This window comes from Bradyrhizobium sp. SZCCHNS3002, assembly GCF_032377435.1.
Lineage (GTDB): Bacteria > Pseudomonadota > Alphaproteobacteria > Rhizobiales > Xanthobacteraceae > Bradyrhizobium.
On record NZ_JAUHHY010000009.1, the window covers coordinates 247,037 to 271,609 of the forward strand.

22 protein-coding genes are annotated in these 24,573 nt (G+C 64.6%); 18 read left to right on the forward strand and 4 right to left on the reverse strand.

Annotation, left to right across the window (positions count from 1 at the left end; genetic code table 11):
• Positions 1-36: 36 nt before the first annotated feature.
• The 11 genes from QW845_RS20670 (at position 37) to QW845_RS20720 (ending at position 13,805) form a co-directional block, all read left to right on the forward strand.
• Positions 37-2,778, forward strand: a complete 2,742-nt coding sequence (locus QW845_RS20670) for an MFS transporter (RefSeq protein WP_315803378.1) — start codon at positions 37-39, stop codon at positions 2,776-2,778.
• An 11-nt stretch (positions 2,779-2,789) separates the two neighbouring features.
• Positions 2,790-6,542, forward strand: a complete 3,753-nt coding sequence (locus tag QW845_RS20675; protein WP_315803379.1) for a nitrate reductase subunit alpha — start codon at positions 2,790-2,792, stop codon at positions 6,540-6,542.
• Positions 6,539-8,059 (forward strand): nitrate reductase subunit beta, encoded by a 1,521-nt coding sequence (narH, locus tag QW845_RS20680; RefSeq protein WP_315803380.1) that lies wholly within the window; start codon positions 6,539-6,541, stop codon positions 8,057-8,059. Before QW845_RS20675 ends, narH begins: the two co-directional genes overlap by 4 nt.
• Complete coding sequence (narJ, locus tag QW845_RS20685; RefSeq protein ID WP_315803499.1) at positions 8,056-8,769, forward strand: nitrate reductase molybdenum cofactor assembly chaperone; 714 nt, start codon at positions 8,056-8,058, stop codon at positions 8,767-8,769. Before narH ends, narJ begins: the two co-directional genes overlap by 4 nt.
• 11 nt (positions 8,770-8,780) lie before the next feature.
• Complete coding sequence (gene narI, locus QW845_RS20690; protein ID WP_315803381.1) at positions 8,781-9,503, forward strand: respiratory nitrate reductase subunit gamma; 723 nt, start codon at positions 8,781-8,783, stop codon at positions 9,501-9,503.
• A gap of 63 nt (positions 9,504-9,566) precedes the next feature.
• Positions 9,567-10,331 carry a peptidylprolyl isomerase gene (locus QW845_RS20695; RefSeq protein ID WP_315803382.1) on the forward strand — a complete coding sequence of 255 codons (765 nt, stop codon included), beginning with the start codon at positions 9,567-9,569 and terminating at the stop codon, positions 10,329-10,331.
• An 11-nt stretch (positions 10,332-10,342) separates the two neighbouring features.
• Positions 10,343-10,636 carry a hypothetical protein gene (locus QW845_RS20700; protein WP_315803383.1) on the forward strand — a complete coding sequence of 98 codons (294 nt, stop codon included), beginning with the start codon at positions 10,343-10,345 and terminating at the stop codon, positions 10,634-10,636.
• Positions 10,637-10,681: 45 nt separating this feature from the next.
• Positions 10,682-11,287, forward strand: a complete 606-nt coding sequence (locus QW845_RS20705; RefSeq protein ID WP_315803384.1) for a DUF2478 domain-containing protein — start codon at positions 10,682-10,684, stop codon at positions 11,285-11,287.
• A gap of 349 nt (positions 11,288-11,636) precedes the next feature.
• On the forward strand, positions 11,637-12,974 hold the full coding sequence (locus QW845_RS20710; RefSeq protein ID WP_315803385.1) for a hypothetical protein: 1,338 nt from the start codon (positions 11,637-11,639) through the stop codon (positions 12,972-12,974).
• 10 nt (positions 12,975-12,984) lie between these two features.
• Positions 12,985-13,494, forward strand: coding sequence for a DUF2249 domain-containing protein (locus QW845_RS20715; RefSeq protein ID WP_315803386.1), 510 nt, complete (start codon positions 12,985-12,987; stop codon positions 13,492-13,494).
• On the forward strand, positions 13,491-13,805 hold the full coding sequence (locus QW845_RS20720; RefSeq protein WP_315803387.1) for a metal-sulfur cluster assembly factor: 315 nt from the start codon (positions 13,491-13,493) through the stop codon (positions 13,803-13,805). Before QW845_RS20715 ends, QW845_RS20720 begins: the two co-directional genes overlap by 4 nt.
• A 168-nt stretch (positions 13,806-13,973) precedes the next feature.
• On the opposite strand, the gene QW845_RS20725 is transcribed toward QW845_RS20720, so the two are convergent.
• Positions 13,974-14,606 (reverse strand): UbiX family flavin prenyltransferase, encoded by a 633-nt coding sequence (locus QW845_RS20725; protein ID WP_315803388.1) that lies wholly within the window; start codon positions 14,604-14,606, stop codon positions 13,974-13,976.
• The gene (locus QW845_RS20730; RefSeq protein ID WP_315803389.1) at positions 14,603-16,129 is read right to left on the reverse strand and encodes a UbiD family decarboxylase; all 1,527 of its coding nucleotides are present in this window, start codon (positions 16,127-16,129) and stop codon (positions 14,603-14,605) included. Before QW845_RS20730 ends, QW845_RS20725 begins: the two co-directional genes overlap by 4 nt.
• A 143-nt stretch (positions 16,130-16,272) precedes the next feature.
• On the opposite strand from QW845_RS20730, the gene QW845_RS20735 reads away from it, so the two are divergent.
• The 4 genes from QW845_RS20735 to QW845_RS20750 all read left to right on the forward strand — a co-directional run bounded on the left by QW845_RS20735 (position 16,273) and on the right by QW845_RS20750 (position 19,502).
• Positions 16,273-16,791, forward strand: coding sequence for an SCP2 domain-containing protein (locus QW845_RS20735; RefSeq protein ID WP_315803390.1), 519 nt, complete (start codon positions 16,273-16,275; stop codon positions 16,789-16,791).
• Entirely contained in the window at positions 16,782-17,759 is a 978-nt protein-coding gene (locus QW845_RS20740) for a peptidase U32 family protein (protein WP_315803391.1), read from the forward strand. The genes QW845_RS20735 and QW845_RS20740 overlap by 10 nt, the downstream gene beginning before the upstream one ends.
• A gap of 35 nt (positions 17,760-17,794) precedes the next feature.
• Positions 17,795-18,685, forward strand: a complete 891-nt coding sequence (locus QW845_RS20745; RefSeq protein ID WP_315803392.1) for a U32 family peptidase — start codon at positions 17,795-17,797, stop codon at positions 18,683-18,685.
• 97 nt (positions 18,686-18,782) lie between these two features.
• Complete coding sequence (locus QW845_RS20750; RefSeq protein WP_315803393.1) at positions 18,783-19,502, forward strand: Crp/Fnr family transcriptional regulator; 720 nt, start codon at positions 18,783-18,785, stop codon at positions 19,500-19,502.
• A gap of 18 nt (positions 19,503-19,520) precedes the next feature.
• Here QW845_RS20750 and QW845_RS20755 read toward each other — a convergent pair whose 3' ends face one another.
• Positions 19,521-20,447 carry a LysR family transcriptional regulator gene (locus tag QW845_RS20755; RefSeq protein WP_315803394.1) on the reverse strand — a complete coding sequence of 309 codons (927 nt, stop codon included), beginning with the start codon at positions 20,445-20,447 and terminating at the stop codon, positions 19,521-19,523.
• Positions 20,448-20,563: 116 nt separating this feature from the next.
• Here QW845_RS20755 and QW845_RS20760 point away from each other — a divergent pair, with 116 nt between their 5' ends.
• Together QW845_RS20760 and QW845_RS20765 are read left to right on the forward strand one after the other, a co-directional pair.
• The gene (locus QW845_RS20760; protein ID WP_315803395.1) at positions 20,564-20,977 is read left to right on the forward strand and encodes a hypothetical protein; all 414 of its coding nucleotides are present in this window, start codon (positions 20,564-20,566) and stop codon (positions 20,975-20,977) included.
• 274 nt (positions 20,978-21,251) lie between these two features.
• Positions 21,252-21,497: a hypothetical protein gene (locus tag QW845_RS20765; protein WP_315803396.1), complete on the forward strand. Its 246-nt coding sequence runs from the start codon at positions 21,252-21,254 to the stop codon at positions 21,495-21,497.
• A gap of 140 nt (positions 21,498-21,637) precedes the next feature.
• Here QW845_RS20765 and QW845_RS20770 read toward each other — a convergent pair whose 3' ends face one another.
• Positions 21,638-22,975, reverse strand: coding sequence for an MFS transporter (locus QW845_RS20770; RefSeq protein ID WP_315803397.1), 1,338 nt, complete (start codon positions 22,973-22,975; stop codon positions 21,638-21,640).
• A 437-nt stretch (positions 22,976-23,412) separates the two neighbouring features.
• On the opposite strand from QW845_RS20770, the gene QW845_RS20775 reads away from it, so the two are divergent.
• Entirely contained in the window at positions 23,413-24,438 is a 1,026-nt protein-coding gene (locus QW845_RS20775) for a histone deacetylase family protein (RefSeq protein WP_315803398.1), read from the forward strand.
• Positions 24,439-24,573: the final 135 nt, after the last annotated feature.

Below are 24,573 nucleotides of genomic sequence, written 5' to 3' on the forward strand. Positions count from 1 at the left end.
ACTGCTGTGGCGTCGAATTCATACGTCGAGGCCACCATGGACGCCGTAGATTCTAGCCCTGAGCACCGAACGCGAGCACTCTGGCTCTCAACAATCTCGTTCACGATCTGCTTCGCGGTGTGGACGATCTTCTCGATCATCGGCATCCGGATCAAGCAAGAGCTCGATCTGAACGAAACCGAGTTCGGCCTCCTGATCGGCACCCCGATCCTGAGCGGCTCGCTGATCCGGCTGATGCTCGGCATCTGGACCGATCAGTATGGCGGACGCCGCGTCTATACCGTCGTGATGCTCGCTGCCGCGGTCGCGACCTATCTTCTGACCTGGGCGCATACCTATCCGCAATTTCTCGTCGCCGCGCTCTTCGTAGGAATCGCCGGTGGCTCGTTCGCGGTCGGTGTCGCCTACGTGTCGCGGTTCTATCCGACGGCCAAGCAGGGCACTGCGCTCGGAATCTTCGGCGCCGGCAATGTGGGCGCCGCCGTCACGAAGTTCGTGGCGCCGTTCGTGCTGGTCGCCTATGGCTGGCAGACCGTGGCCCAGGTCTGGGCGCTCGCGATCGGCGTCATGGGAATCGTCTTCTGGCTGTTCTCCGAGGATGACCCGGTGGTCCGCTCGCGAAGACAGCGCAACCAGAAGGCCGGCAGCGCCTGGCTCGAGCTCGCGCCGCTCAAGAACATCCAGGTCTGGCGCTTCGCGCTGTACTACTTCTTCGTCTTCGGCGCCTTCGTCGCTTTGTCGCTGTGGCTGCCGCAATACCTGATCAAGGTCTACGGCGTCGGAATCCAGTCGGCCGGCATGATGGCCGCCATGTTCTCGTTTCCGGCCAGCGTGTTTCGCGCCTATGGCGGACACTTGTCCGATCGGTTCGGCGCCCGTCGCGTGATGTACTGGACATTTCTGGTCGCCGTCGTCGCGACCTTCCTGTTGTCCTACCCGCCGACGGACTACGTTGTGACGACCGTCAACGGAAAGGTCGGCTTCCATCTGGAGATGGGGCTCGTCCCGTTCGTCGTCATCGTCTTCGTGCTCGGCTTCTTCATGGCGCTCGGCAAGGCCGCCGTCTACAAGCACATCCCCGTCTACTATCCGAACAATGTCGGAGCCGTCGGCGGCCTGGTCGGCATGATCGGCGGGCTCGGGGGATTTGTGCTTCCGATTGCGTTCGGCGCGCTGGTGGATCTCACCGGTCTGCGAACCAGCTGCTTCATGCTGCTGTTCCTGCTGGTCGCGGTCGCGCTGGTCTGGATGCATCTCTCGATCCGGCAGATGGAGCGCGGCGTCGCCGGCGAAGCGCTGAAGAGGCTGCCGGAACTGCCGGAAATGGAGGAAATTCACCGGCCCGAGCACATCGGAGCCCTGTCCGGCGCGATCCTCACCGACTGGCGGCCCGAGGACGACACGTTCTGGAGAGAGAAGGGCCGAGCCATCGCGCGACGCAACCTCTGGATCTCCATTCCGGCGCTGCTGTTGTCCTTCGCGGTGTGGCAGGTTTGGTCTGTCGTGGTTGCGAAGCTGCCTTCGGTCGGCTTCAAGTTCACGACCGATGAACTGTTCTGGCTGGCGTCGCTGCCTGGGATCTCCGGTGCAGTTCTGCGCATCTTCTACTCCTTCATGGTGCCGATCTTCGGCGGCCGGCTGTGGACCACGCTGGCCACGTGGTCGCTGCTGATACCCGCGATCGGAATCGGCTATGCGGTGCAGAATCCGGCGACGCCCTATCCGGTGTTCCTGATACTGGCTCTGTTGTGCGGCTTCGGCGGCGGCAATTTCGCCTCGTCGATGGCCAACATCTCCTTCTTCTTTCCTCGCGCCGAGAAGGGCAACGCGCTCGCGCTCAATGCCGGCCTCGGCAATCTCGGCGTCAGCGTCGTCCAGTTCGTGGTGCCGATCGTGATCACGGTCGGAGTCTTCGGCTGGTTCGGCGGAGATCCGGCGATGACGAGTGGGTCGCAGCCGATGCCGATCTGGCTGCAGAATGCCGGCTTCGTCTGGGTGCCGTTCATCGTCGCCAGCGCTTTCGCCGCCTGGTTCGGGATGAACGACATCGCCTCCGCGAAAGCGTCCTTCGCCGATCAGGCCGTCATCTTCCAGCGGCGGCACAACTGGATCATGTGCTGGCTCTACACCGGCACGTTCGGCTCGTTCATCGGCTATTCTGCGGGCTTCCCGCTGCTGGCAAAGACCCAGTTCCCGGCCGTCGACGCGTTGCAGTTCGCGTTCCTCGGGCCGCTGGTGGGTGCCTTGTCGCGGTCCGCGACGGGCTGGATGGCCGACAAATGGGGCGGCGGGCGGGTGACCGTCGGGGTGTTCCTGCTGATGATGGCCGGTGTGCTCGGGGTGCTCTACTTCCTCGGCATCAAGGATCAGCCCGGTGCATTCTGGGGCTTCTTCGCGATGTTCCTGCTGCTGTTCTTCGCGACCGGCGTCGGCAATGCATCGACCTTCCAGATGATCCCCAACATCATGCGCCAGGAAATGATCCGGCTCATGCCGACTGCGGACGCGGAGACGCGGCTGCGCCAGGCCGAGAAGGAATCCGCTGCCATCACCGGCTTCACCTCCGCGATCGCCGCCTTCGGCGCATTCTTCATTCCCAAATCCTACGGCACCTCGATTGACCTCACCGGCGGCGTGCAGGCCGCCCTCTGGGGCTTCTTCGGCTTCTACGTCACCTGCGTGCTGATTACCTGGGCCGTCTACACCCGCAAGGGCGGCGTCCTGCACGACGTCGAACGGCGCCGAGCGATCGCGACCGCTGCCCAACCCGCTGAATGAGGACGTAAACGATGAGCCATTTTCTCGATAGGCTGACCTTTTTCACCCGGGCCAAGGAGGAGTTCGCAGACGGACACGGCGTGACGACGACCGAGGACCGTTCCTGGGAGGAGGGCTATCGCAAGCGCTGGCAGCACGACAAGATCGTGCGCTCGACGCATGGCGTGAACTGCACCGGCTCCTGCTCGTGGAAGGTCTACGTCAAGGGCGGCATCGTCACCTGGGAGACCCAGCAGACCGACTACCCCCGGACGCGCCCTGATCTTCCCAATCATGAGCCGCGCGGCTGCGCCCGCGGCGCGAGCTACAGCTGGTACCTCTATTCCGGAAATCGGGTGAAATATCCGCTGGTGCGCTCGCGGCTGCTCAGGCTGTGGCGCGAGGCGCGGGCGCGGATGACGCCGGTCGCGGCCTGGAAGTCGATCGTCGAGAATCCGGACAAGCGCTCGGACTACGTGCAGAAGCGCGGACTGGGCGGCTTCGTGCGGGCGAGCTGGGCCGAGGTCAACGAGCTGATCGCGGCGGCCAATGCCTATACGGTCAGGGCCTATGGTCCGGACCGGGTGTTCGGGTTTTCGCCGATCCCGGCGATGTCCATGGTGAGCTACGCGGCCGGCGCGCGCTATCTGTCGCTGCTCGGCGGCGTCTGCATGTCGTTCTACGATTGGTATTGCGACCTCCCGCCGGCCTCGCCGCAGACCTGGGGCGAGCAGACCGACGTGCCTGAAAGCGCGGACTGGTACAATTCGGGCTTCCTGATGCTCTGGGGCTCCAACGTGCCACAGACGCGTACGCCGGATGCGCATTTCTATACGGAGGTTCGCTACAAGGGGGCCAAGAGCGTCGTTGTCTGCCCGGACTATTCCGAGGCTGCGAAATTCGCCGATCTCTGGCTGTCGCCGAAGCAGGGCACCGACGCGGCGCTGGCGATGGCGATGGGTCACGTGATCCTCAAGGAGTTTCACATCGACCGGCAGACGCCATACTTCAACGACTATGCGCGCCAGTATACGGATATGCCATTTCTGGTGCGGCTGGTGAAATCCGAGGGACGGCTCGTTCCTGAGCGGTTCGTGCGCGCCTCGGATTTCGCCACATCTCTCGACGAGGCCAACAATCCCGAATGGAAGACCGTTGCCTATGATGAGATCAGCGGGGCCATTGTCGTGCCCAAGGGATCGGTCGGCTTCCGCTGGGGCGAAAAGGGCAAGTGGAGCCTGGAAGAGAAGAGCTCGGCGAACAACGATACCCGGCTGCGGCTGTCTCTGGCCGGCATCGAGGACGAGATCGCGCCGGTGGGATTCCCCTATTTCGGCAACCGTCAGCACGATCACTTCAGCGGCACCAATCATCCGGACGTGCTGACCCGCAACGTGCCGGTGAAGCGACTTCGTCTTGCCGATGGTGAGGCGGTCGTGGCCACGGTCTTCGACTTGTTCGCCGCCAATTATGGTGTCGATCGCGGCTTCGGCGGCGACCATCTCGGCAAGAGCTACGATGATCTGGAGCCGTACACCCCGGCATGGGCCGAGGCGATCTGCGGGGTGCCGCGCGGCCAGATCATCGCGGTGGCCCGCGAGTTTGCCTCGAATGCGTCGAAGACCCGGGGGCGTTCGATGGTCATCGTCGGCGCCGGTCTGAACCACTGGTACCACATGGACATGAACTATCGCGGCATCATCAACATGCTGGTGATGTGCGGCTGTGTCGGCCAGTCCGGCGGTGGCTGGTCGCATTATGTGGGCCAGGAAAAGCTGCGGCCGCAGTCGGGCTGGACGCCGCTCGCCTTTGCGCTCGATTGGGGGCGCCCGCCGCGGCAGATGAATTCGACTTCGGCGTTCTACGCCCACACCGACCAATGGCGCTACGAGACGGTCAATGTCAGCGAGATTCTCTCACCGACCGCACCGGCCGGCTCCTGGGATGGCGCGCTGATCGACTACAATGTCCGCGCGGAGCGCATGGGATGGCTGCCGTCGGCGCCGCAACTGCAGGCCAATCCGATCGAGGTATCGAAGCGCGCCGCCGCCGCCGGCCTGGAGCCGAAGGACTACGTTGCGACGGCCTTGAAGTCGGGCGAGCTGAAGCTCTCCTGCGAGGACCCCGATGAGCCGAAGAACTGGCCCCGCAACCTGTTCGTCTGGCGTTCGAACCTGCTCGGCGCCTCAGGCAAGGGCCACGAATACTTCCTCAAGCATCTGCTCGGCACCAAGCATGGCGTGCTCGGCAAGGACCTCGGCGACCAGGGCCATAACAGGCCGGTCGAGGTCACCTGGCACGAGGAGGCCCCGGAAGGAAAGCTCGATCTGCTGGTCACGCTCGACTTCCGGATGTCGACCACGTGCATGTATTCGGACGTCGTTCTGCCGACGGCCACCTGGTACGAGAAGAACGACCTCAATACGTCCGACATGCATCCCTTCATCCATCCGCTCTCGGCGGCGATCGATCCGGTGTGGGAATCGCGCAGCGATTGGGACATCTACAAGGGCATCGCCGAGGCCTTCTCCAGGGTCGCGCCCGAAGTGCTCGGGGTCGAGAAGGACGTCGTGCTGACCCCGATCATGCACGACAGTCCAGGCGAAATCGCGCAGGCGTTCGACGTCAAGGACTGGAAGCAGGGCGAGATCGACCCGATCCCCGGCAAGACCATGCCGGCGGTCACGGTGGTCGAACGTGACTATCCGAATCTCTACAAGCGCTTCACCTCGCTTGGACCGCTGATGAACAAGCTCGGCAATGGCGGCAAGGGGATGGCCTGGAACACCGACCATGAGGTCGAGCTCCTGAAGCGCCTCAACGGCGTCGTCGCCGAGGACGGGCCGACCCGGGGGCTGGCTCGCATCGACAGTGCGGTCGACGCTTGCGAGGTGATCCTCAGCCTGGCGCCGGAAACCAATGGCGAGGTCGCGGTCAAGGCGTGGTCGTCGCTGGAGCAATTCACCGGCCGCGACCATGCTCATCTCGCCATTCCGAAGGAGGATGAGAAGATCCGGTTCCGCGACGTCGTTGCGCAGCCGCGCAAGATCATCTCGTCGCCGATCTGGTCGGGGCTCGAGTCGGAGAAGGTCTGCTACAACGCCGGCTACACCAATGTCCACGAGCTGATTCCCTGGCGGACGCTGACCGGCAGGCAGCAGCTCTATCAGGATCACCTGTGGATGAGGGCCTTCGGCGAGGGCTTCTGCGTCTACCGGCCGCCGATCGATACCAAGACCGTCAAGCCGGTGATCGATCGCAAGCCGAACGGCAATGCGTCCGTCGTCCTGAACTTCATCACGCCGCATCAGAAGTGGGGCATCCACTCCACCTATACCGACAACCTCCTGATGCTGACCTTGTCGCGCGGCGGTCCCATCGTGTGGATCAGCGAGATCGACGCAAAGGCTGCCGGCATCGCCGACAATGACTGGATCGAAGCCTACAACACCAATGGTGCGCTGGTTGCGCGCGCAGTGGTCTCGCAGCGGGTCAAGCAGGGCATGTGCATGATGTATCATGCGCAGGAGAAGATCGTGAACGTGCCGGGCTCCGAGCAGACCGGGCAGCGCGGCGGCATCCACAATTCGGTCACGCGTGTCGTTCCGAAGCCGACGCACATGATCGGGGGCTACGCTCAGCAGGCCTATGGCTTCAACTACTACGGCACGGTCGGCGCCAACCGCGACGAATTCGTCATCGTCCGGAAGATGTCGAAGATTGATTGGCTGGACCAGCCGACTGCTGACCGGTCGGCCACGACCCCCTCGGAGGCTGCAGAATGAAGATCCGTGCTCAAATCGCCATGGTGCTCAATCTCGACAAGTGCATCGGCTGCCACACCTGCAGCGTGACCTGCAAGAACGTCTGGACGAGCCGCGAGGGGATGGAATACGCGTGGTTCAACAACGTCGAGACCAAACCGGGCGTCGGCTATCCCAAGGATTGGGAGAACCAGTCTCGCTGGAAGGGCGGCTGGTCGCGCAATCGCGACGGGTCGATCCAGCCGCGGATCGGCGGCAAGTGGCGGGTTCTGGCGAACATCTTCGCCAACCCTGATCTTCCTGAGATCGATGACTACTACGAGCCGTTCACCTTCGACTATCAGCACCTGCAGAGTGCGCCCGAGGCATCGGCGATGCCGACCGCGCGGCCGCGCTCGCTGGTGTCCGGAGAGCGGATGGAAAAGATCGAGTGGGGACCCAACTGGGAAGAGATCCTGGGCGGCGAATTCGCCAAGCGCTCTCGGGACATCAATTTCGACGGCGTACAGAAGGAGATCTACGGCCAGTTCGAGAACACCTTCATGATGTATCTGCCGCGGCTGTGCGAGCACTGCCTCAATCCGGCATGCGTCGCATCCTGCCCGTCCGGCGCGATCTACAAGCGCGAGGAGGACGGCATCGTCCTGATCGATCAGGACAAGTGCCGCGGCTGGAGAATGTGCGTCTCCGGCTGTCCCTACAAGAAGATCTATTATAACTGGTCCTCGGGAAAATCGGAGAAGTGCATCTTCTGCTATCCTCGGATCGAGGCGGGGCAGCCGACCGTGTGCTCCGAGACCTGTGTCGGGCGCATTCGCTATCTCGGTGTCGTGCTGTATGACGCGGACCACATCGCCGAGGCCGCGTCCAAGCCCGACGAGGGCGATCTCTACCAGGCCCAGCTCGACGTCTTTCTCGATCCGAACGATCCCAACGTGCTTGCAGAGGCCGAGCGCCAGGGCATTCCGCATGCCTGGCTGGAGGCAGCGATCCGGTCGCCGATCTGGAAGATGGCGATGGAATGGAAGGTCGCCTTCCCCTTGCACCCGGAATACCGGACCTTGCCGATGGTCTGGTACGTGCCGCCGCTGTCGCCGATCACGTCGGCGGCTTCGTCGGGCAAGATCGGGCACGATGGCGAGATGCCCGACGTCAAGTCCTTGCGCATTCCCATGCGGTACCTCGCCAATCTGCTGACCGCGGGCGACGAGAAGCCGGTGACGCTGGCGCTCGAGCGAATGCTGGCCATGCGCGCCTATATGCGGGCCAAGACCATCGATGGCGTGGTCGACGAGGCGATCGCAAGGCGCGTCGGCCTGAGCGGCGCGCAGATCGACGACATGTACCACATCATGGCGATCGCCAACTACGAGGACCGCTTCGTGATCCCGACCGCGCACCGCGAGCTCGGTGCCGACGCGTTTGATATCCGCGGCTCCTGCGGCTTCTCGTTCGGCAACGGCTGCTCCGGGGGCGAGAGCGAAGTCAACCTGTTCGGGTCGCCGCGCAAGACCAAGAATCCGATGGAGGTCGCCTGATGAAGACGTTCAAGGTGCTGTCGGCGTTGCTGAACTATCCGAGCGGGGAATTGATCGCGGCCATCCCGGAGCTCGCGCGAGTGCTCGACCAGGAAGGCCTCGTCCAGCCTGGCATTCGCCGGGAGCTCGACGTGCTGCTGCAGGAGATCGCCTCGGGCGACGTCTACGACCTGCAGGAGCGCTACGGCCTGCTGTTCGACCACAGCAAGACCCTGGCGCTGCATCTGTTCGAGCACGTCCATGGCGAAGGCCGCGACCGCGGCCAGGCCATGGTCGACCTGCGCGCTATGTATGACAATGCCGACCTCGTCATCGCCGGCAACGAGCTGCCGGATTATCTGCCGCTGTTCCTCGAATTCCTCGCCACCCGGGAGCTTGCGGACGCGCGCGAGCTGCTCGGCCAGACCAGCCACATCATCGCCGCGCTCGCGGAACGATTGGGGCGCCGGCAGTCGAGCTATCGGGCGGTGTTCGACGCGCTGCTCCAGATCGCCGCGGACCAGCCCCGCGCGGAGATCGTCGATGAGCTGCTGAAGGCGGCGGACGTGGATCCGATGGACCTGCACGCGCTCGACGCGGCCTGGGAGGACGAAGAGGTCAGGTTCGGCCCGGGAGGCGGCGACCGGGCAGCCTGTGGGCACGACAATCTGATCGCAAAACTGCGCCACGCCAAACGTGCGGTCAACGCGCCGCCGTCACAGTTGCAATGAGGGGATTGGCCATGCAAACGCTCAATGCCATCGTCTTCGGCTGGTATCCCTATCTCTGCCTGACCGTCTTTCTGATCGGCAGTCTGATTCGATTCGACCGCGAGCAGTACACGTGGCGCTCGGGCTCGAGTCAGCTGCTTCGGCGGCGCCAACTGATCTGGGGCTCGAACCTTTTCCATGTCGGGATCCTTTTCATTTTTGCGGGGCATTTCGTCGGGCTGCTGACGCCGATCTGGGTGTTTGACATGCTCGGCGTGTCGCACGGCTTCAAGCAGATGCTCGCGGTCGTCGCCGGTGGCGGCGCCGGGCTGATGTGCCTGGTCGGCATTTCGCTCCTCGCGCATCGCAGGCTCTTCGATCCCAGGATCCGCGCGACGTCGTCTTTTGCTGACACGGGTATCCTTCTGGTGCTGTTCGTCCAGCTGCTGCTTGGCTTGGCGACCATCCCCGTGTCGCTCGGTCATCTCGATGGTCAGGAGATGGTCAAGTTCATGGCCTGGGCGCAGGGCATTCTCACGTTGCAGCCTGGAATCGCCGCCAACATTGTCGACGTCCATCCGATCTTCAAGGCGCATCTGGTCCTGGGAATGACCATCTTCCTGCTCTTCCCCTTCACCCGCCTGGTCCACATCTGGAGTGCGCCGGTGTGGTATCTCGGCCGCCGCGGCTATCAGGTAGTGCGCAGCCGCGACGGACGCCGTCATCTTGTGCAACCGATTCAGCCTGCGGAGTAACCGATGGACTGTTCATTGGGCGCGGCGCTTCCAAAGCCGAAGATGGTCAGTGTGAACGGGGTCGTGATCGAACGCGACGTCATTGCCCGGGAAGTTCAGAACCATCCGTCGGACAAGCCGATCCTCGCCTGGCAAGCGGCGGCGCGCGCGCTTGCGGTGCGCGAATTGCTGAGACAGGAGGTCAGGAGGCTCGGCGTAACGGCCTCCCCTCTGCGTGATGCCGAAGGTCGCAGCGAAACCGAGGAAGAAGCGGCGATGCGGGCGCTGATCGCGCGCGAGGTTCTGATACACGAGCCGGACGAATCGACGTGCCGTCGCTTCTACGATCAGAACAGGCAACGGTTCCTTGTCGGCGAGCTCTACGAAGCGTCGCACATCCTGCTGATCGCGCCGAGCAGCGATTCGCTGGCTCGATCGGCTGCGCGAGACGAGGGGCGGACGATCATGGAGGCCGTGCGGAGAAGCCCGGAGGTGTTCGAGACCATCGCGCGCGATCGCTCCGACTGCAGGGTCTCGGCGGAGAATGGTGGCAGGCTCGGGCAGCTGTCGCGTGGGCAGACGACCGCCGAGTTCGACGCCGCGCTGGCCCGGATGTCGGTTGGAGAGGTCGGTCTGATTGAGACACGCTTTGGTATCCATGTCGTGCGCCTTGACCGGCGGGCCCCCGGACAAGTCCTGCCGTTCGACATGGCGAGGGCGCGCATTTCGCAATATCTCACCGAGCGTGTCCGGCACCAGGCGCTCGCGAAATATGTCGCCGATCTGGCAGGCCGCGCGGCGATCGTTGGCGTGACTTTGCCGGCGCCGCAATCGGCGCCGCCGCAGTAGAGGGGGCGATCATGCTGCTCGGGGATCTCATTCACGATCTCAGCGACGACGCGAAGTCGAGTGCGGTGTTGCAGGGGTGTGGCGACCTTACGCTCCTGGTGCGCGTCAGCTCTGTCGCGGATCGCCTCGGCGAGGATGTCGGTGAGTATGCGTCGGCTGCTGTCCGGCGCTTTGCAAATCTCGCCGAGAACGAGGATTGGCTCGGGTTGATGAGCGCCATCGACAGAGCCGCCGATCCCGCGATCGTCTGTCTGACGTCCATGATCAAATGGTCGCTGCAGAGGGATGAAATCGATCACTCCTAGGCCGGGTCCGCCACAGGCTATCTGTGCTGGAGGAGTGGGTTGGACATGTCGAAGCATCAAGCTGATGTTGGGATTCGCATGCACGATGAGATGGTAGAGAAGGTCGGTGTTGAGGCCGCGCCGCTCGTGGCGCTCGTCTACGACGACGGGAAATATCCCTACGAGACGTTCGATCACCTCGTGGATCACTCGCGTCGAGTGCGATTGAAGGTCGCCGGCGCACTGCAGCGAAGGCTGTTCCTCGACGAAAATCGCCGGTGCGACGTCCTGCTCGAGGAGATCGACACGGCCAATCAAACCCCGATCTTCGAGGATCGTGGATCGGGAGCGAGAGGTTGCCGGCTGGATGAATCGGCGCTGGCAGAGGTGACGGTTCGAGTCCTCGCCAGCCTGGATGCGCGTCCAAACATCCTGGTGTTGAACAAATTTGGCAAGGCAGAGTGCGGGGGACGCGGAACGCTTGATCTGATTGCCCGCGCGCTGGACCTCGCGATACCGACGATTGTCGGCGTGCCGCGCAGCAATATCGATGCCTGGAGAGATTTCTCCGGAGATATGGGGATTGAGCTCGAAGCCCGCGGAGACGTGGAGCGGTGGCTGGAAAGTGTTCGGCAGGATCGAACTATAGACTCAGCCAGCCAGCTGCGCTGATCGCGATTGCGAGCAATCGACGGGTCGGGGGACACAGAACTGCCGAGCCGGGCCGCCGAAGATATCTGCCGGCTGACATGGATGTTCCTCGACGCGACAGGGAGTCCGCCGGTCGTGCTGGAGTCGTCATCACGACGCTGATGACGCGAAATGTTGCGCTCCGACAAAGAATGGCCGGTCGGGCCCGACTAGCATCTTTCCGATGGTCGGGAGATTGTATGGCGCAAGCTCATTGCTCGCGCTTCCTTCGGGCGTGAGGGGACTGTGTTCCTCCGGGCGCCACGGCAATTGCCGAATGGCGCAGCGTCGTCGCGAGTGCTGCGTCCGCGATCAAGAACTGGAGCCGCTCATGATTGGAGCGAAAATCTCGCGCTGGACGATGAGCTATTTCGCGGCAGCGCTGGGGTGGCTGCTCGTTGCCTTGGCAATGCTGGTCGGCGGACTCGGTTACCCCGCTGCAGACCTCGGCGCTCCCGATACGCTTGTCGTTGTGCATGCGGTCTGCATCGGTTGGCTCAGTCTCTCGGTATGCGGCGCCTTGTTCCAGTTCGTTCCCGTTCTCGTCGCAAGGCCGCTCCCCTTCGACAAATGGGCCTTGCCGGCCTTGTTCCTCATCAACGTCGGTCTGGTCTGCCTGATATCGGGTTTCCTCTCACTGGCCGGACGAATTGCTCCAGCCGCTTGGCTTCTGCCGGCCGGCAGCGTGGTGCTCGGCGCCGGTCTGGCGATGGTCGCGCTCGATCTGGGCCTGACTCTCTTCAGCCAGCCGAAGGGGTCTGCTCTATTTGTCATCGCCGGACTTGGCTCGTTATGCGCGACTGTCGCGCTCGGCGCCGCGTTCTCGTTTGCTCTCGCCGGATCGGCGGGCACCTTCGGCGCCGCGCTCCTGGCCGCGGCGATTCCGATCCATGCGATTGCCGGGCTGGGAGGCTGGCTGACCCTGACCGCCATGGGGGTGAGCTATCGCCTGCTGGCCATGTTCATGCTCTCGGCGGACCTCGGCGATCGACAGAGCACATCCGCGCTGAAATTTGGTGCGCTCGCGCTATCGGTGGCAGTCGTGGGCGGATTGTTCGCAATCGGCCTCGCAGCCGAGCTCGGAGCCGTGCTCATCCTCGCTGCTGGTCTTGGGGTGATCTCGCTTGCGCTGTATGGACGGGACATCGCGACGATCTATCGCTCCCGCAAACGGCGCCAGCTCGAGCTGAACATGCGGATGGCAACCGTGTCTTTCGCCAATCTGGCGGCGACGGTGGCGCTCGGCACCGTCATCATCGTCACCGGAAAGGTCGGCGTTCATGTCGGCGCGTTCGCGTTCTTGGCCGTGTTCGGCTGGCTGTCTGGTCTCATATTCGCGAAGCTCTACAAGATTGTCGCCTTTCTGACCTGGCTCGAAACCTACGGTCCCGTGATGGGGCGCGGCCCGACGCCACGGGTTCAGGACCTGGCGGTGGAACGCCGGTCCGAGAAGTGGTTCATCATCTATTTTCTAGGCGTCTGGGCGGCGACCATCATGTTGATGATGGGCGAGGACCAGGCGTTTCGCGGCGCCGCGGCGGTCATGGCCGTGGGCAGTATTGGAATCATACACGAGCTTGTGCGAGTCCGACGTCTTTCCGATGTTGCGGGCTCCCGGAGGCTTCCGGCCGGAGCCATCGCGCCAAGCCTGTTGTTCGCCAGAAACTAGGAGGGAAGCCATGATCGCGTACATTGACGTCGACGTCCGACCGATTCTCAGGGCCGGAGGCGAGCCGTTCTCCATCATCATGGACGCGGTTGGCCGGCTGGCGCCAGGCCAGGGCGTGCGGCTGATCGCGAGCTTCAGGCCGATTCCGCTGCTCTCCGTCATGGCAAAAAAGGGCTTCGCCCACACCGATCGACCGCTCGACGATGGCGACTGGGAAGTGCTGTTTTCGCCGCTGGCTGCCGAGGACGCCGGTCAGGAAGACGCTGGTGCCAGCCTCGCATTCGAGCGATGGCCAGATCCCGTGGTCACGCTCGACAACCGGGAGCTCGACCCACCCGAGCCGATGGTGCGCATCCTTGCGGCCGCGGAGGAGTTGGGCCCTGGAGAGACCTTGTCGGCACTTCTGGGGCGCGAGCCGGTGTTCCTGTTCCCTGAACTTGAGAAACGTGGCTTTCGCTGGCTCGGCGGGTTTACGCCGGATGGATCGACCTACGAACTGTCGGTGAGGGCTCCGCTATGAGCCGCGATGTCATCGACCGCATCCGCGACGCCATGCGCGTGGTCATCGATCCGGAGCTGGGAGAAAACGTGGTCGATCTCGGCTTCATCTACGACATCACGGCGACGGATGGCGTTGTGCATGTCACGATGACGGCCACGACGCCCGGATGCCCCGCAACAGGTTTTCTCAAGGAAGGGGTCGTATGCAGCATTGCGGAGATTGCGGGCGTCGAAGCCGTGGACGTGACGATGACATTCGATCCGCCTTGGACCCCATCCAGAATTGATCCGGCCGTTCGTGCTGCGCTGGGTTTCGACAACGTCAATTGACCGAACGAAAGCGAAAAGCTGGCGGCTGCTCGGCCGGGAACGGTCCAGGTTCGCGCGGCAGCACGGAGAGGCGGCGTCGGTACTCCCGCTCGTCGAAGAACACGTCAACCGTCGCGGACGCCTTCGGCTCATCGCCCGAGTGCGTCTGTCGTGTTCTGTCTTCAAGTCCTATCGTCTGTCTTGCTTCGCTACCTCAGCAAGATTGCTTGCTTCGGTCGTCCGGTCCGGAAGCCACTCCCGCGCGTTGGCGCGGAGCCCGGGGACGTCGAGCAGGTTGATCGCGCGACAGGCGATCTGCTCGATGACGTCATCGAGCGACTGGAGCTTCAGGTAAAACGCCGGCACTGGCGGCGCGATGATCGCGCCGATCTCGGTGGCCTGCGTCATCGCTCGGAGATGACCGAGATGCAGCGGGCTCTCCCGCACCAAGAGGATCAGCCGGCGGCGCTCCTTGAGTTGAACGTCGGCGGCGCGGACCAGGAGGTTGTCGAGCTGGCCCCAGGCTATCGCCGAGAGGGTGCGGATCGAGCAGGGCGCCACGATCATGCCGGCTGCAGAAAACGAGCCGCTGGCGATGCTCGCGCCGATGTCGGCGACATCATGAGCATGCGCCGCCAGATCGCGCAGCCGCGCCAGGCTGCCCTGGCCGACCTCCTCGTGCAAGGTGCGCACGGCAGCGTCAGACACCACGAGATGGACCGTGCATTGCGGTTGCTCCGCGAGCCGTTCGACGATGCGCACACCGATCGCGGCGCCCGAGGCGCCGCTGATGCCGACGATGACGTGGTGCCGTCCGCTCATGCCGAGGCCACTCGACCGGCCCCGCCCTCGCCGAGGCCGAGGCTCGGCCACATCGCGTCGATGCGTGCCGCTACGGCGGGGTCCATCGCCAGCACCTCGCCCCAGGCGCGCTCGGTCTCGGCGCCGAGCTTGGTTGTGGCGTCGATGCCGAGCTTGCCGCCGAGGCCGGATTTTGGCGAGGCGAAGTCGAGATAGTCGATCGGCGTGTTGGCAAGCGGCACGAGATCGCGCGAGGAGTCGCTGCGCGTCGCGACGGCCCACATCACCGCGCGCCAGTCGCGGACGTCGATGTCCTGGTCGACCACGATGAGGAGCTTGGTGTAGCTGAACTGCGGCAGCATCGACCACAGGCCGAGCATGATGCGGCGGGCTTGGCCCGGATAGCGCTTCTTGATCGCTACGACGGCGATTCTGTAGGAGCAGGCCTCTGGCGGCAGATGGCAGTCGACCACCTCCGGGAATTGCTGCCGGATCAAAGGGACGAACAGCGTATTCAGCGCCTCGCCAATTCGAGACGGCTCGTCCGGCGCGCGTCCCGTGAACGTCGACAGATAGAGCGGGCTGCGACGCGTGGTGATCGCGGTGACCTGCAGCACCGGAAAGTTCTCGACGGCGTTGTAGTAGCCGGTGTGATCGCCATAGGGCCCCTCCGGCGCGGTTTCGGTGGCCGACACGACGCCCTCGATCACGATCTCGGCGGCCGCCGGCACCGTCAGGGGCACGGTGAGGCATTCGACCAGCTCGGGGCGGTCGCCGCGCAGGATGCCGGCGAAGCGCAGCTCGGAGATGGTCTCGGGCAATGGCAGCACGGCGCTGAGGATGGTGGCGGGATCGGCGCCGATCACGATCGCGATCGGCATGTCGCGCCCCAGCGCCTGCCACTGCTGGTGGTGGCGGGCGCCGCCGCGATGAGCGAGCCAGCGCATGATGGCACGATCGCGGCCGAGCACCTGCATGCGGTAGACGCCGACATTTTCCTGCTCGCCGGTGGATGCGTCCGGCGGGACGGTGATGACGAGCGGCCACGTCAACAGCGGCGCCGGCTCGCCCGGCCAGCAGATCTGGGCCGGCAAGGTGGTCAGGTCGATGTCATCGCCCATGGTGACACATTCATGCACCGGCGCGGCTGATCGCAGCCTCGGCCGGGTCGACAGCGCCGCGCGCGCCAGCGGCAGCTTCTGCAGCGCTTCCCTGATGTCGCGCGGCGGTTGCGGGGCGCGCAGCTCCGCCATCATCTTGCCGAGCTCCGCCAATCGTTCGGGCTGCACGCCCATGCCCCAGGCCACCCGCTCCACGGTGCCGAACAGATTGGTGACGAGCGGCATTGCCGAGAGTGAGCCGCACGCCTTGATCGGCCGTTCGAACAGCAGCGCGGGCCCTTCGGCGGAGATGACGCGGCGATGGATCTCGGTGATTTCGTGGACGACCGAGACGCTGTCGCGAATGCGTCGCAGCTGTCCCCGCTCGTCGAGAAAGCGCAGGAAATCCGACAGCTCGCGGAAGCGAGGGACATCACGTCGCAACGATAGGCTCCGTTCAAAAAACGCCTCGTAGCTGGAACAATCAGTATGATCTTTGTTCCGGGTCAAATACTTCCCCCGCCGATCCGGCCAGAGCTTGTGCCATGAGTTCTCTTCAGGACGCGTCTTCGACCTCACTGCCACTGTTGCCGCCGCTGCTCAGGCAGGCGCTGCGTCCGTTGCCGTTGCTGCCGCTGCAGATTGCGCTCGGCGCTTTCCTGCGCGGGCTTCTGCGCCGGCATCCGCATCTGCTCGACCGGCTCGGGTCGCATCGCGGAAAGCGCTTTGGCATCAAGCCGACCGATCTGCCGTTCGCATTCGTGATTCAGGCGGGCCCGCAGCAGCCGCAACTCGCGGCGGTGCGCGAGTTGCCCACCGACCTCAATGCCTCCATCTCCGCGTCGATCGTGAGCCTGCTGGCGCTGGTCGAGGGCCGGCTCGACGGCGATGCGCTGATGTTTTCGCGTCAGCTGGTCATCGAAGGCGATATCGAGGCGGTGCTGGCGCTCCGCAATGCGATCGACGATGCCGGTCTGGATCTGGTCGCTGAGATCGCAACGCTCTCGGGGCCGTTCGGCGTGCCCGCGCAACGCCTGCTCGCGGCCGCGCGCGACTCGCTGCTGAGATCGACGACGAACGAAAGCGGGATGCGACGATGGAGTTGATCTGTCCGGCAGGGACGCCAGCGGCGCTGAAGAGCGCGGTCGAAGCCGGTGCCGATGCCGTCTATTGCGGCTTCGCCGACGAGACCAATGCCCGCAACTTTCCCGGGCTGAATTTCAGCCGCGAGCAGATGCGCGAAGGGATCACGTTCGCGCATCGGCGCGGCGCCAAGGTGCTGGTCGCGATCAACACCTTCCCGCGCGCCGGCGCCGTTGAGCTGTGGCGTCGCGCGGTCGACGATGCCGTCGAGGCCGGGGCCGACGCGCTGATCCTTGCCGATGTCGGGCTGATGGACCATGCCGCGCGTCGCCATCCGGAACAGCGGCTGCATGTCTCGGTGCAGGCGGCGGCGGCGAATGTCGACGCGATCGCCTTCTATGTCGAGAATTTCGGCGCCCGCCGCGTGGTGCTGCCGCGCGTGCTGAGCGTATCCGAGATCGCCGAGATCACCCGTGAGACGGCCTGCGAGACCGAGGTGTTCGTGTTTGGCGGACTCTGCGTGATGGCCGAGGGCCGCTGCTCGCTGTCCTCCTACGCCACCGGTAAGTCACCGAACATGCAGGGCGTATGCTCGCCGCCCAGTCACGTCGCCTATCAGGAGACGCCACAGGGAACGACCTCGAGGCTCGGCGGCTTCACCATCAACCGCTTCGGCCGCGACGAGCCTGCCGGCTATCCGACGCTGTGCAAGGGCCGTTTCTCGACCGCACAGGGCGCCGGCTACCTCTTCGAGGATCCGGTCAGCCTCGATGCCACGACCCTGCTCGCGGGCCTGCGCGAAGCCGGCGTCACCGCGCTCAAGATCGAGGGCCGCCAGCGCGGCCGCGCCTATGTCGACAGCGTGGTGCGGCATTTTCGCAGCGTGCTGGCAGCGCTCGATGCCGGCCGGTCCACCGAGGCGGCCGACCTCACGGCATTCACCGAAGGGCAGGCCACCACGCAGGGCGCCTACCGCAAGACCTGGCGTTAGACGACATGACAATGGCGGATCAAGGCGTAGAGCGAATGCAACTCACTCTGGGACCCGTGCTCTACAATTGGCAGCCGGAGCGCTGGCGTGATTTCTACTTTCGCATCGCCGACGAGGCCCCGGTCGACCGCGTCGTGGTCGGCGAGGTCGTGTGCTCGAAGCGCGCGCCGTTCTTCGAACCGTATCTGCCTGAAGTCACCGAACGGCTTGCCGCGGCTGGCAAGCAGGTGCTGCTGGGTTCGCTGGTCCTGGTGTCGTTGCGACGCGAGCGCCGGCAGACGGCAGGCCTCGCCGAGTTCGGCGACGGTCTCGTCGAAGTCAACGATCTCACCTGCCTCAAATCGATTGCAGGCCGGCCGCATGCCATCGGTCCCTTCGTCAACATCTACAACGAGGCCAGCGCCGCGTTTCATGCCGCCAAGGGCGCCACCCGGATCTGCCTGCCGCCGGAGCTGCCGCTGTCCTCGGTTGCCGCCATCGCCGGCGCCGTGCCGGAGGTGGCGATCGAAGTATTCGCCTTCGGCCGTGTGCCGCTCGCGATCTCCGCGCGCTGCTATCACGCCCGCCTGCACAAGCTCGCCAAGGACAATTGCCGCTTCGTGTGCGAGCAGGACCCCGACGGCCTCGTCGTAACGACGCTGGACAACCAGGCGTTCCTCACCATGAACGGCGTGCAGACGCTGTCGCATGGGTGCTCAAACCTGCTCGGCGATCTCGATCGTCTGAAGCAGAGCGGCGTGACATCGCTGCGGCTATCACCTCAGGCCTGCGACATGGTCGCGGTGTCCGAGCATTTCCAGGCGGTCCTGGCGGGGCGCGTGGAAGCCGAAGCCGCAACGGGCCGCCTGCGCGAGATCTATCCGGACGTTCCGTTCGCCAACGGCTTCCTGCACGGCGCCCCCGGGGCGTCCTACGTCTCGGGATAGGTACTGCCGCGTCCTTTCGAGGTGAACTCAGATGTGCTCAGTCTGCATGTTGACCCCCACTCCGGTTGATATTGAGATCGCTGCCCGGATTCCCGTATTGAGTGGCCTCAAGCCCGACGAGATGGCCGTCCTCCTCGCCGAAGCCAGCATCTTGAACCTTCGTCCCGGGCGTGCGCTGTTCCGCCAGGGTGACGCAGCGGACGCCTTCTTCATCATCATGGAGGGGTGGATCAAGCTCTATCGGGTCACGGCGGCGGGCGACGAGGCGGTGCTCAACGTGCTCGGCAGGGGCGAGAGTTTTGCCGAGGCTGTCACCTTCACGTCCGGTCACTATCCGGCCACGGCCCGCGCGGCGACGGCGGCGCGGGTCATGGTCATTCCGGCCGGCCACGTGCTCAGCTGCATTCGTGGGATGCCCGAAGTCGCGATCGCGATGATCGCGTCGACCTCGCAGCACCTGCATCGATTGGCGCAGCAGATCGAGCGACTGATGGCGCGGAGCGCATTGCAGAGGGTCGCCGAGTTCCTTGCTTCGCTGGCGCCCAGCACCACGGGGCCGTGCACGATCAAGCTGCCCTACGATAAGTCTCTGATCGCCGGCCGGCTCGGTCTCAAGCCCGAATCCCTGTCGCGGGTGTTTGCAAAGCTGCGCTCAGCCGGCGTGGATGTCCGGGCTTCCAACGTCGTGGTGCACGACATGGCCCAGCTCTGCCGGCTCGTCGACTGCGGCTGCAGCGCGGCGCCTTGTCCCATCACGCCACGGCTCACGTGTCGCGACCGTCCTGCTGCGATCCAGCCGGCTGCCAAGCCCGCTTAGCTGCTGACGGCCGGCGCCTCATCCCGATTTGTCGCTGAACGTGGCGGGAAGCGTCGCGAGGAACGCCATGACGCGCTGCGTGCGTAGGGGCGGCCGGCGGTTGGAGGTGCGCAGCATCCATAGGGGCTCCGGCGGCGCACGCCAGGGCGCAAGCACTTCGACGAGCCGGCCGGTGCACAGGTCTTCATGGAAGAGCCACGCCGGCCCCCAGCCGATGCCGAACCCGTTCGCGATCAAAGCGACCGAAGCGTGCGCGTCGTCGCAAATGTGCTTGGGCTTGGGCGCGACGCGAACGAGCTTTTTGCCGCGCGGATCGGTGAAGCGCCAGGTCAGGATCTGCCCGCTCGCGGGATTGCGGAAGCCGACGTGGTCATGTTCGGAAAGCTCGTATGGAGTCGCCGGCGCGCCGCGCGCGTTCAGATACGCGGGCGAGGCGCAAGCGATCCAGGAGAACGTGCAAAGCCGCCGCGCCAGATGACCGGGCGCGCGATCGAGGGGTCCTGAGCGGATGGCGATGTCGACGCCTTCCGCCGCGAGATCAAGAATCTCGTTGCGGAATTTGATCTCGATCTCGATTTCCGGCCGCTCCCGCAGGAACGCGGGAAGTCTCGGCAGGATGCAGGCACGCGCGAACGAGGCGGGGGCGGTCACTCGCACCCGTCCGCCATCGTTACGCGTGGCTTCGCCGAGCGCGGATTGGACGCGATCGAGACTTTCGGCCAGCGCGCGTCCCGCCGCCATCAGCCGCTCGCCCTCTTCGGTCAGCGCCAGCGAATGGGTGGTGCGATGCAAAAGCCGTATCCCGCGAGCCTGTTCGAGGCGGGCGACCGCCTTGGACATCGCCGAGGTGGTCGTCCCCGCCCGCCGCGCGGCTTCGGCGAAGGAGCCCGCCTCGACGACGCGGACGAAGGCGAGGAGACGCGAGAGGTCGGGAGGCAAGGTCATTGTGGACATCCTGTCCACATAGTCATGGCGGCGCGGTCGCTACAAGAGGCCGTTCCGATGGGCCAAATGGAGAGCGTCAGCGCGCATCCGCGCCACTAGAAACCGCGAGAAGTCCCATGAACCCCATCGAAATCACCCTGCAATCCCTCGACGCCGCCGAGCGCGCGATTCCCCCCGGCCAGCCGGTCTACATGCTCAATCTGTTGCGCTACCGCGCGTATGCGCGTTACGAGGACGGCTTCGACGCCGCGCCCTGTTCGGGCCGCGAAGCCTTCAACGAACGCTATAGACCGGCCTTCCGGCGTCTCGCAGCCGGTAAGCCGCTGGTGCGGATGTTTTCCGTGCCGGTCCTGGCGAGCCTGGTCGGCCCGCAAGGCGAACGCTGGGACGAAGCGGCGATCAATGAATACGGCGATTTCGCCGCCTTCCGCTCGATCGTCGACACCGAGACCTACCAGCGCGAAGTCGCCCCGCATCGGCACGCGGCGCTCGAGGATTTCCGGTTGTTCGCGCTCGCCAAGGCGATGTGAACGCATCGGGGCGCCGGCCTTCATTTGGCATCTCAGGACGTGGTTGGATCGCGCGCAAATGCGGTATTGGCGGACTATCCAACCGCCGCGAGGCCAGTTGGGCCGTTCGCAGGCAAAGAAGCAGAGCTTCCAAAATAGTGGGTCTCGCGATGTAGCGGACCCCCGCTACCCGCTTTCCTCGCATTTCCCTTGCTGGCGTGATATGCCTCTGCGTCGATCAGCAGGTTGAGATGGTGAGACTGAGTCCGTTTCCACCAGGTCCGGATTGCTCCAGTTGGCTCTGAAAATCGTACTTGCCGGCCTTGCCGTGTTTCCCTTGGTGCTGCTCTGGTTCGGAGGTCCAATTGTCTGGACCGCCCTGCGAACCGGGCGGCTGCTCGCTCGTGGAGCCGTCTACGATCGCGAGGTGCAGCCTAAGATGTACTTTTTTGGGTTGGTATTCTGGCTTTGCATATTTCTCGCTATGGCAGGGATTAGCTCATCCGTGCTCGTGCATGTCGACGACTGGATTTTCAATTAGACGCTATCCTGCGAGTCTTCGTTCCTTCCGCCGCGCTGCCGCGTATCGCCCCGGAATGACGGCGAGGCACGACAAAAAAAAACGGCGGCCCGGGGGGGGCCGCCGTTGGAGTCGAGACCACGCGAAGCTAAGCGTGGTGCTCAGGAGGCTCGGAGCTGGACGCGCTGGATCTTGCCGACGATCAGCAAGTAGGCGCACGCCGCGACCAGGGCGTTGAGGCCGACGAACACTAGTGCGCCGTTGAAGGAGCCGGTGGCCGACAGGATGTAGCCGATCACGATCGGAGTGGTGATGCTGGAGAGGTTGCCGAAGGTGTTGAACAGGCCGCCGGAGACGCCGCCGGCTTCCTTCGGCGAGGTGTCGGAGACCACAGCCCAGCCGAGCGCGCCGATGCCCTTGCCGAAGAACGCCAGCGCCATCAGGCCGACCACCAGCGCCTGGCCGTCGACATAGTTGCAGCCGATGATTGCCATCGACAGCAGCATGCCGCCGACGATCGGGATCTTGCGGGCGAGCGTCAGCGATCCCGTCTTGCGCAGGATGGCGTCGGAGATGAAACCGCCGAGCACGCCGCCGATGAAGCCGCACAGCGCCGGCAGGGTGGCGACGAAGCCGGCCTGCAGGATCGACAGGCCGCGCTCCTTGACCAGATAGACCGGGAACCAGGTCAGGAAGAAATAGGTCAGCGTGTTGATGCAGTACTGGCCGATATAGACGCCGAGCATCATGCGGTTCGACAGCAACTGTCCGATATGCGACCAGGTCGGACCACCGGAGGTAGCCTTGGCGTCCTTCGCGCCCTCCATGTCGACCAGCGCGCCGCCGTCCTTGATGTAGTCGAGCTCGGCCTGGTTGACGCTCGCGTGCTCCTTCGGTCCGTACATGGTCCTGATCCACATCAGGCCCATGAGGATGCCGAGCGCACCCATCACTGTGAAGACGTGGCGCCAACCGAACGCATGCGCGATCCAGCCCATCAGCGGCGCGAAGATCACGGTCGCGAAATACTGGCCCGAGTTGAAGAAGGCCGACGCCGTGCCGCGCTCGTTGCTCGGAAACCAGGCGGCGACGATGCGGGCATTGGCCGGGAAGCTCGGCGCTTCGGCGAGACCGACCAGGAAGCGCAACGCGAACAGCGCGGTGACCGCGGCGGCGCCGGAAAAGAAGCCGATCCAACCCTGCATCATGGTGAAGATCGACCAGATCACGATGCTGCAGGCATAGACCCAGCGCGAACCGAAGCGGTCGAGCAGCCAGCCGCCCGGCACCTGCGCGAGCACATAGGACCAGCCGAAGGCGGAGAACACATAGCCCATCGCGACGGGATCGAGATGCAGCTCCTTGGACAGCGAAGGTCCTGCGATCGACAAGGTCGCCCGGTCGGCGTAGTTCACGGTCGTGACCAGGAACAGCATGGTCACGATGAACAGCCGCACGCGTGATCGGCGCAATTCGGCCGTGGTTACGATAGCGCTCATGCGCTCCACCTCTCTTGTACGTTCCTCGATGACTGTCCTAGAGGAGAGGGAGGGCCGGGGTCCAAACCGAAGCCTGTATCAATCGATGCAAATTTTGGATCGATCCCCGGGGTCTCCATGCCGGTTGAAGCCTGGGGCTCGTCACCAGCCGCGGCTTGCGATGCATGAACTGGTCAGGCTTGCGCGCCGAGGTTTTGCAGATTTCGTGGCGCAGTCGACCGCCGTCGCGGCGGATCTCTCCCCACATCCACCGCGCCTCACGCGCCGGATCGCCTGGATCCCGACGCACTCGCCGCCGAGAAGATACGATGCACAGCGTACCGTTCCGCCGGTTGGAAGCTGCCGGCACGGACCGATCGACGTGCGAACCATCCGTGCTTGTATCCGTCGTGACTGCGTGCACAATCGTCGGTGCGAGCGAACAGGAGCCATTGCGCGTGAAGGCCGTCTACACCGAGCTGCATCGCAGCCATGATCCGCAATTCTATCTGGTGCGTGGCGTCGTCAAGCGCACCACCGAGCAGCCCGAGCGGGCGGATCGTTTGCTTGCGGGATTGAAGGCCGGCCATCACGAGTTGGTCGCGCCGCTTCATTTCGGCCAGGAAGCTCGCGCGCGCGTGCACAGTCCGGAATACCTCAATTTCCTGGAAGAGGCGTGGGACGCCTGGGCCGCGCTCGGCGATGCCGGTGCGGAAATGATCCCGAACATTCATCCCGTTCGCAATGCCGCCACCTATCCGACGCACATCGTCGGGCGGCTGGGCTGGCACACGACCGATACCTCAGCGCCGATCGGGCCGGGGACGTGGGAAGGCGCCTGCGCCGCGACCGACGTGGCTGCGACCGCAGCGCAACTGCTGCTCGACGGCGAGGATGCGATGTACGCACTGTGCCGGCCGCCGGGCCACCATGCGTATCGGGACATGGCCTCGGGCTTCTGCTTCATGAACAACTCCGCCATCGCGGCCGCGCATCTGCGTCAGCGCCACGAGCGCGTCGCCATCCTCGACGTCGACGTCCATCACGGCAACGGCACGCAGGGCATCTTCTACGAGCGGCCCGACGTGCTGACCATCTCGATCCACGCCGACCCCACGCATTACTATCCGTTCGTCTGGGGCTATGCGCATGAGCGCGGTGCAGGCGCCGGGCTTGGCGCCAACCTCAACATTCCGCTGCCGCTCAAGAGCGGCGACGACACCTATCTCAAGGCGTTCGAGACCGCGGCCAAGACGATCCATGCGTTCGCGCCCGGTGCGCTCGTGGTGGCGCTCGGCCTCGATGCCTCCGAGCACGATCCGCTCAAGGGGCTCTCCGTGACCACGCCAGGTTTCCGTCGCATCGGCGGCGCGATCGCGCGGCTCGGCCTTCCCACGGTGTTCGTGCAGGAGGGCGGCTATCTCTCGGACATTCTCGGGCAGAACCTGACCGCGGTGCTCGGAGGCTTCGAAGCGGCGCGGTAGGCCTTCATCTCGTCCTCGCGATCTCTTCCTGGTGTGCCTGCAGAACGCCATCGCAAATCATTCGCATGGCGGCGCTTGACGTGCGGAGGCGAGCCGCGACGCGACCACGCGAGGCTCGACAGAGCAGGTGACTGG

Bases quoted from the DNA above. Each gene is read 5' to 3' on its own strand.
- narH (WP_315803380.1), top strand. From the start codon at position 6,539: ATGAAGATCCGTGCTCAAATCGCCATGGTGCTCAATCTCGACAAGTGC.
- QW845_RS20705 (WP_315803384.1), top strand. From the start codon at position 10,682: ATGTCGAAGCATCAAGCTGATGTTGGGATTCGCATGCACGATGAGATG.
- QW845_RS20725 (WP_315803388.1), bottom strand. From the start codon at position 14,606: ATGAGCGGACGGCACCACGTCATCGTCGGCATCAGCGGCGCCTCGGGC.
- QW845_RS20760 (WP_315803395.1), top strand. From the start codon at position 20,564: ATGAACCCCATCGAAATCACCCTGCAATCCCTCGACGCCGCCGAGCGC.
- QW845_RS20770 (WP_315803397.1), bottom strand. From the start codon at position 22,975: ATGAGCGCTATCGTAACCACGGCCGAATTGCGCCGATCACGCGTGCGG.
- narI (WP_315803381.1), top strand. From the start codon at position 8,781: ATGCAAACGCTCAATGCCATCGTCTTCGGCTGGTATCCCTATCTCTGC.
- QW845_RS20675 (WP_315803379.1), top strand. From the start codon at position 2,790: ATGAGCCATTTTCTCGATAGGCTGACCTTTTTCACCCGGGCCAAGGAG.
- QW845_RS20755 (WP_315803394.1), bottom strand. From the start codon at position 20,447: ATGACCTTGCCTCCCGACCTCTCGCGTCTCCTCGCCTTCGTCCGCGTC.
- QW845_RS20715 (WP_315803386.1), top strand. From the start codon at position 12,985: ATGATCGCGTACATTGACGTCGACGTCCGACCGATTCTCAGGGCCGGA.
- QW845_RS20745 (WP_315803392.1), top strand. From the start codon at position 17,795: ATGCAACTCACTCTGGGACCCGTGCTCTACAATTGGCAGCCGGAGCGC.
- QW845_RS20670 (WP_315803378.1), top strand. From the start codon at position 37: ATGGACGCCGTAGATTCTAGCCCTGAGCACCGAACGCGAGCACTCTGG.
- QW845_RS20720 (WP_315803387.1), top strand. From the start codon at position 13,491: ATGAGCCGCGATGTCATCGACCGCATCCGCGACGCCATGCGCGTGGTC.
- QW845_RS20710 (WP_315803385.1), top strand. From the start codon at position 11,637: ATGATTGGAGCGAAAATCTCGCGCTGGACGATGAGCTATTTCGCGGCA.
- QW845_RS20740 (WP_315803391.1), top strand. From the start codon at position 16,782: ATGGAGTTGATCTGTCCGGCAGGGACGCCAGCGGCGCTGAAGAGCGCG.
- QW845_RS20700 (WP_315803383.1), top strand. From the start codon at position 10,343: ATGCTGCTCGGGGATCTCATTCACGATCTCAGCGACGACGCGAAGTCG.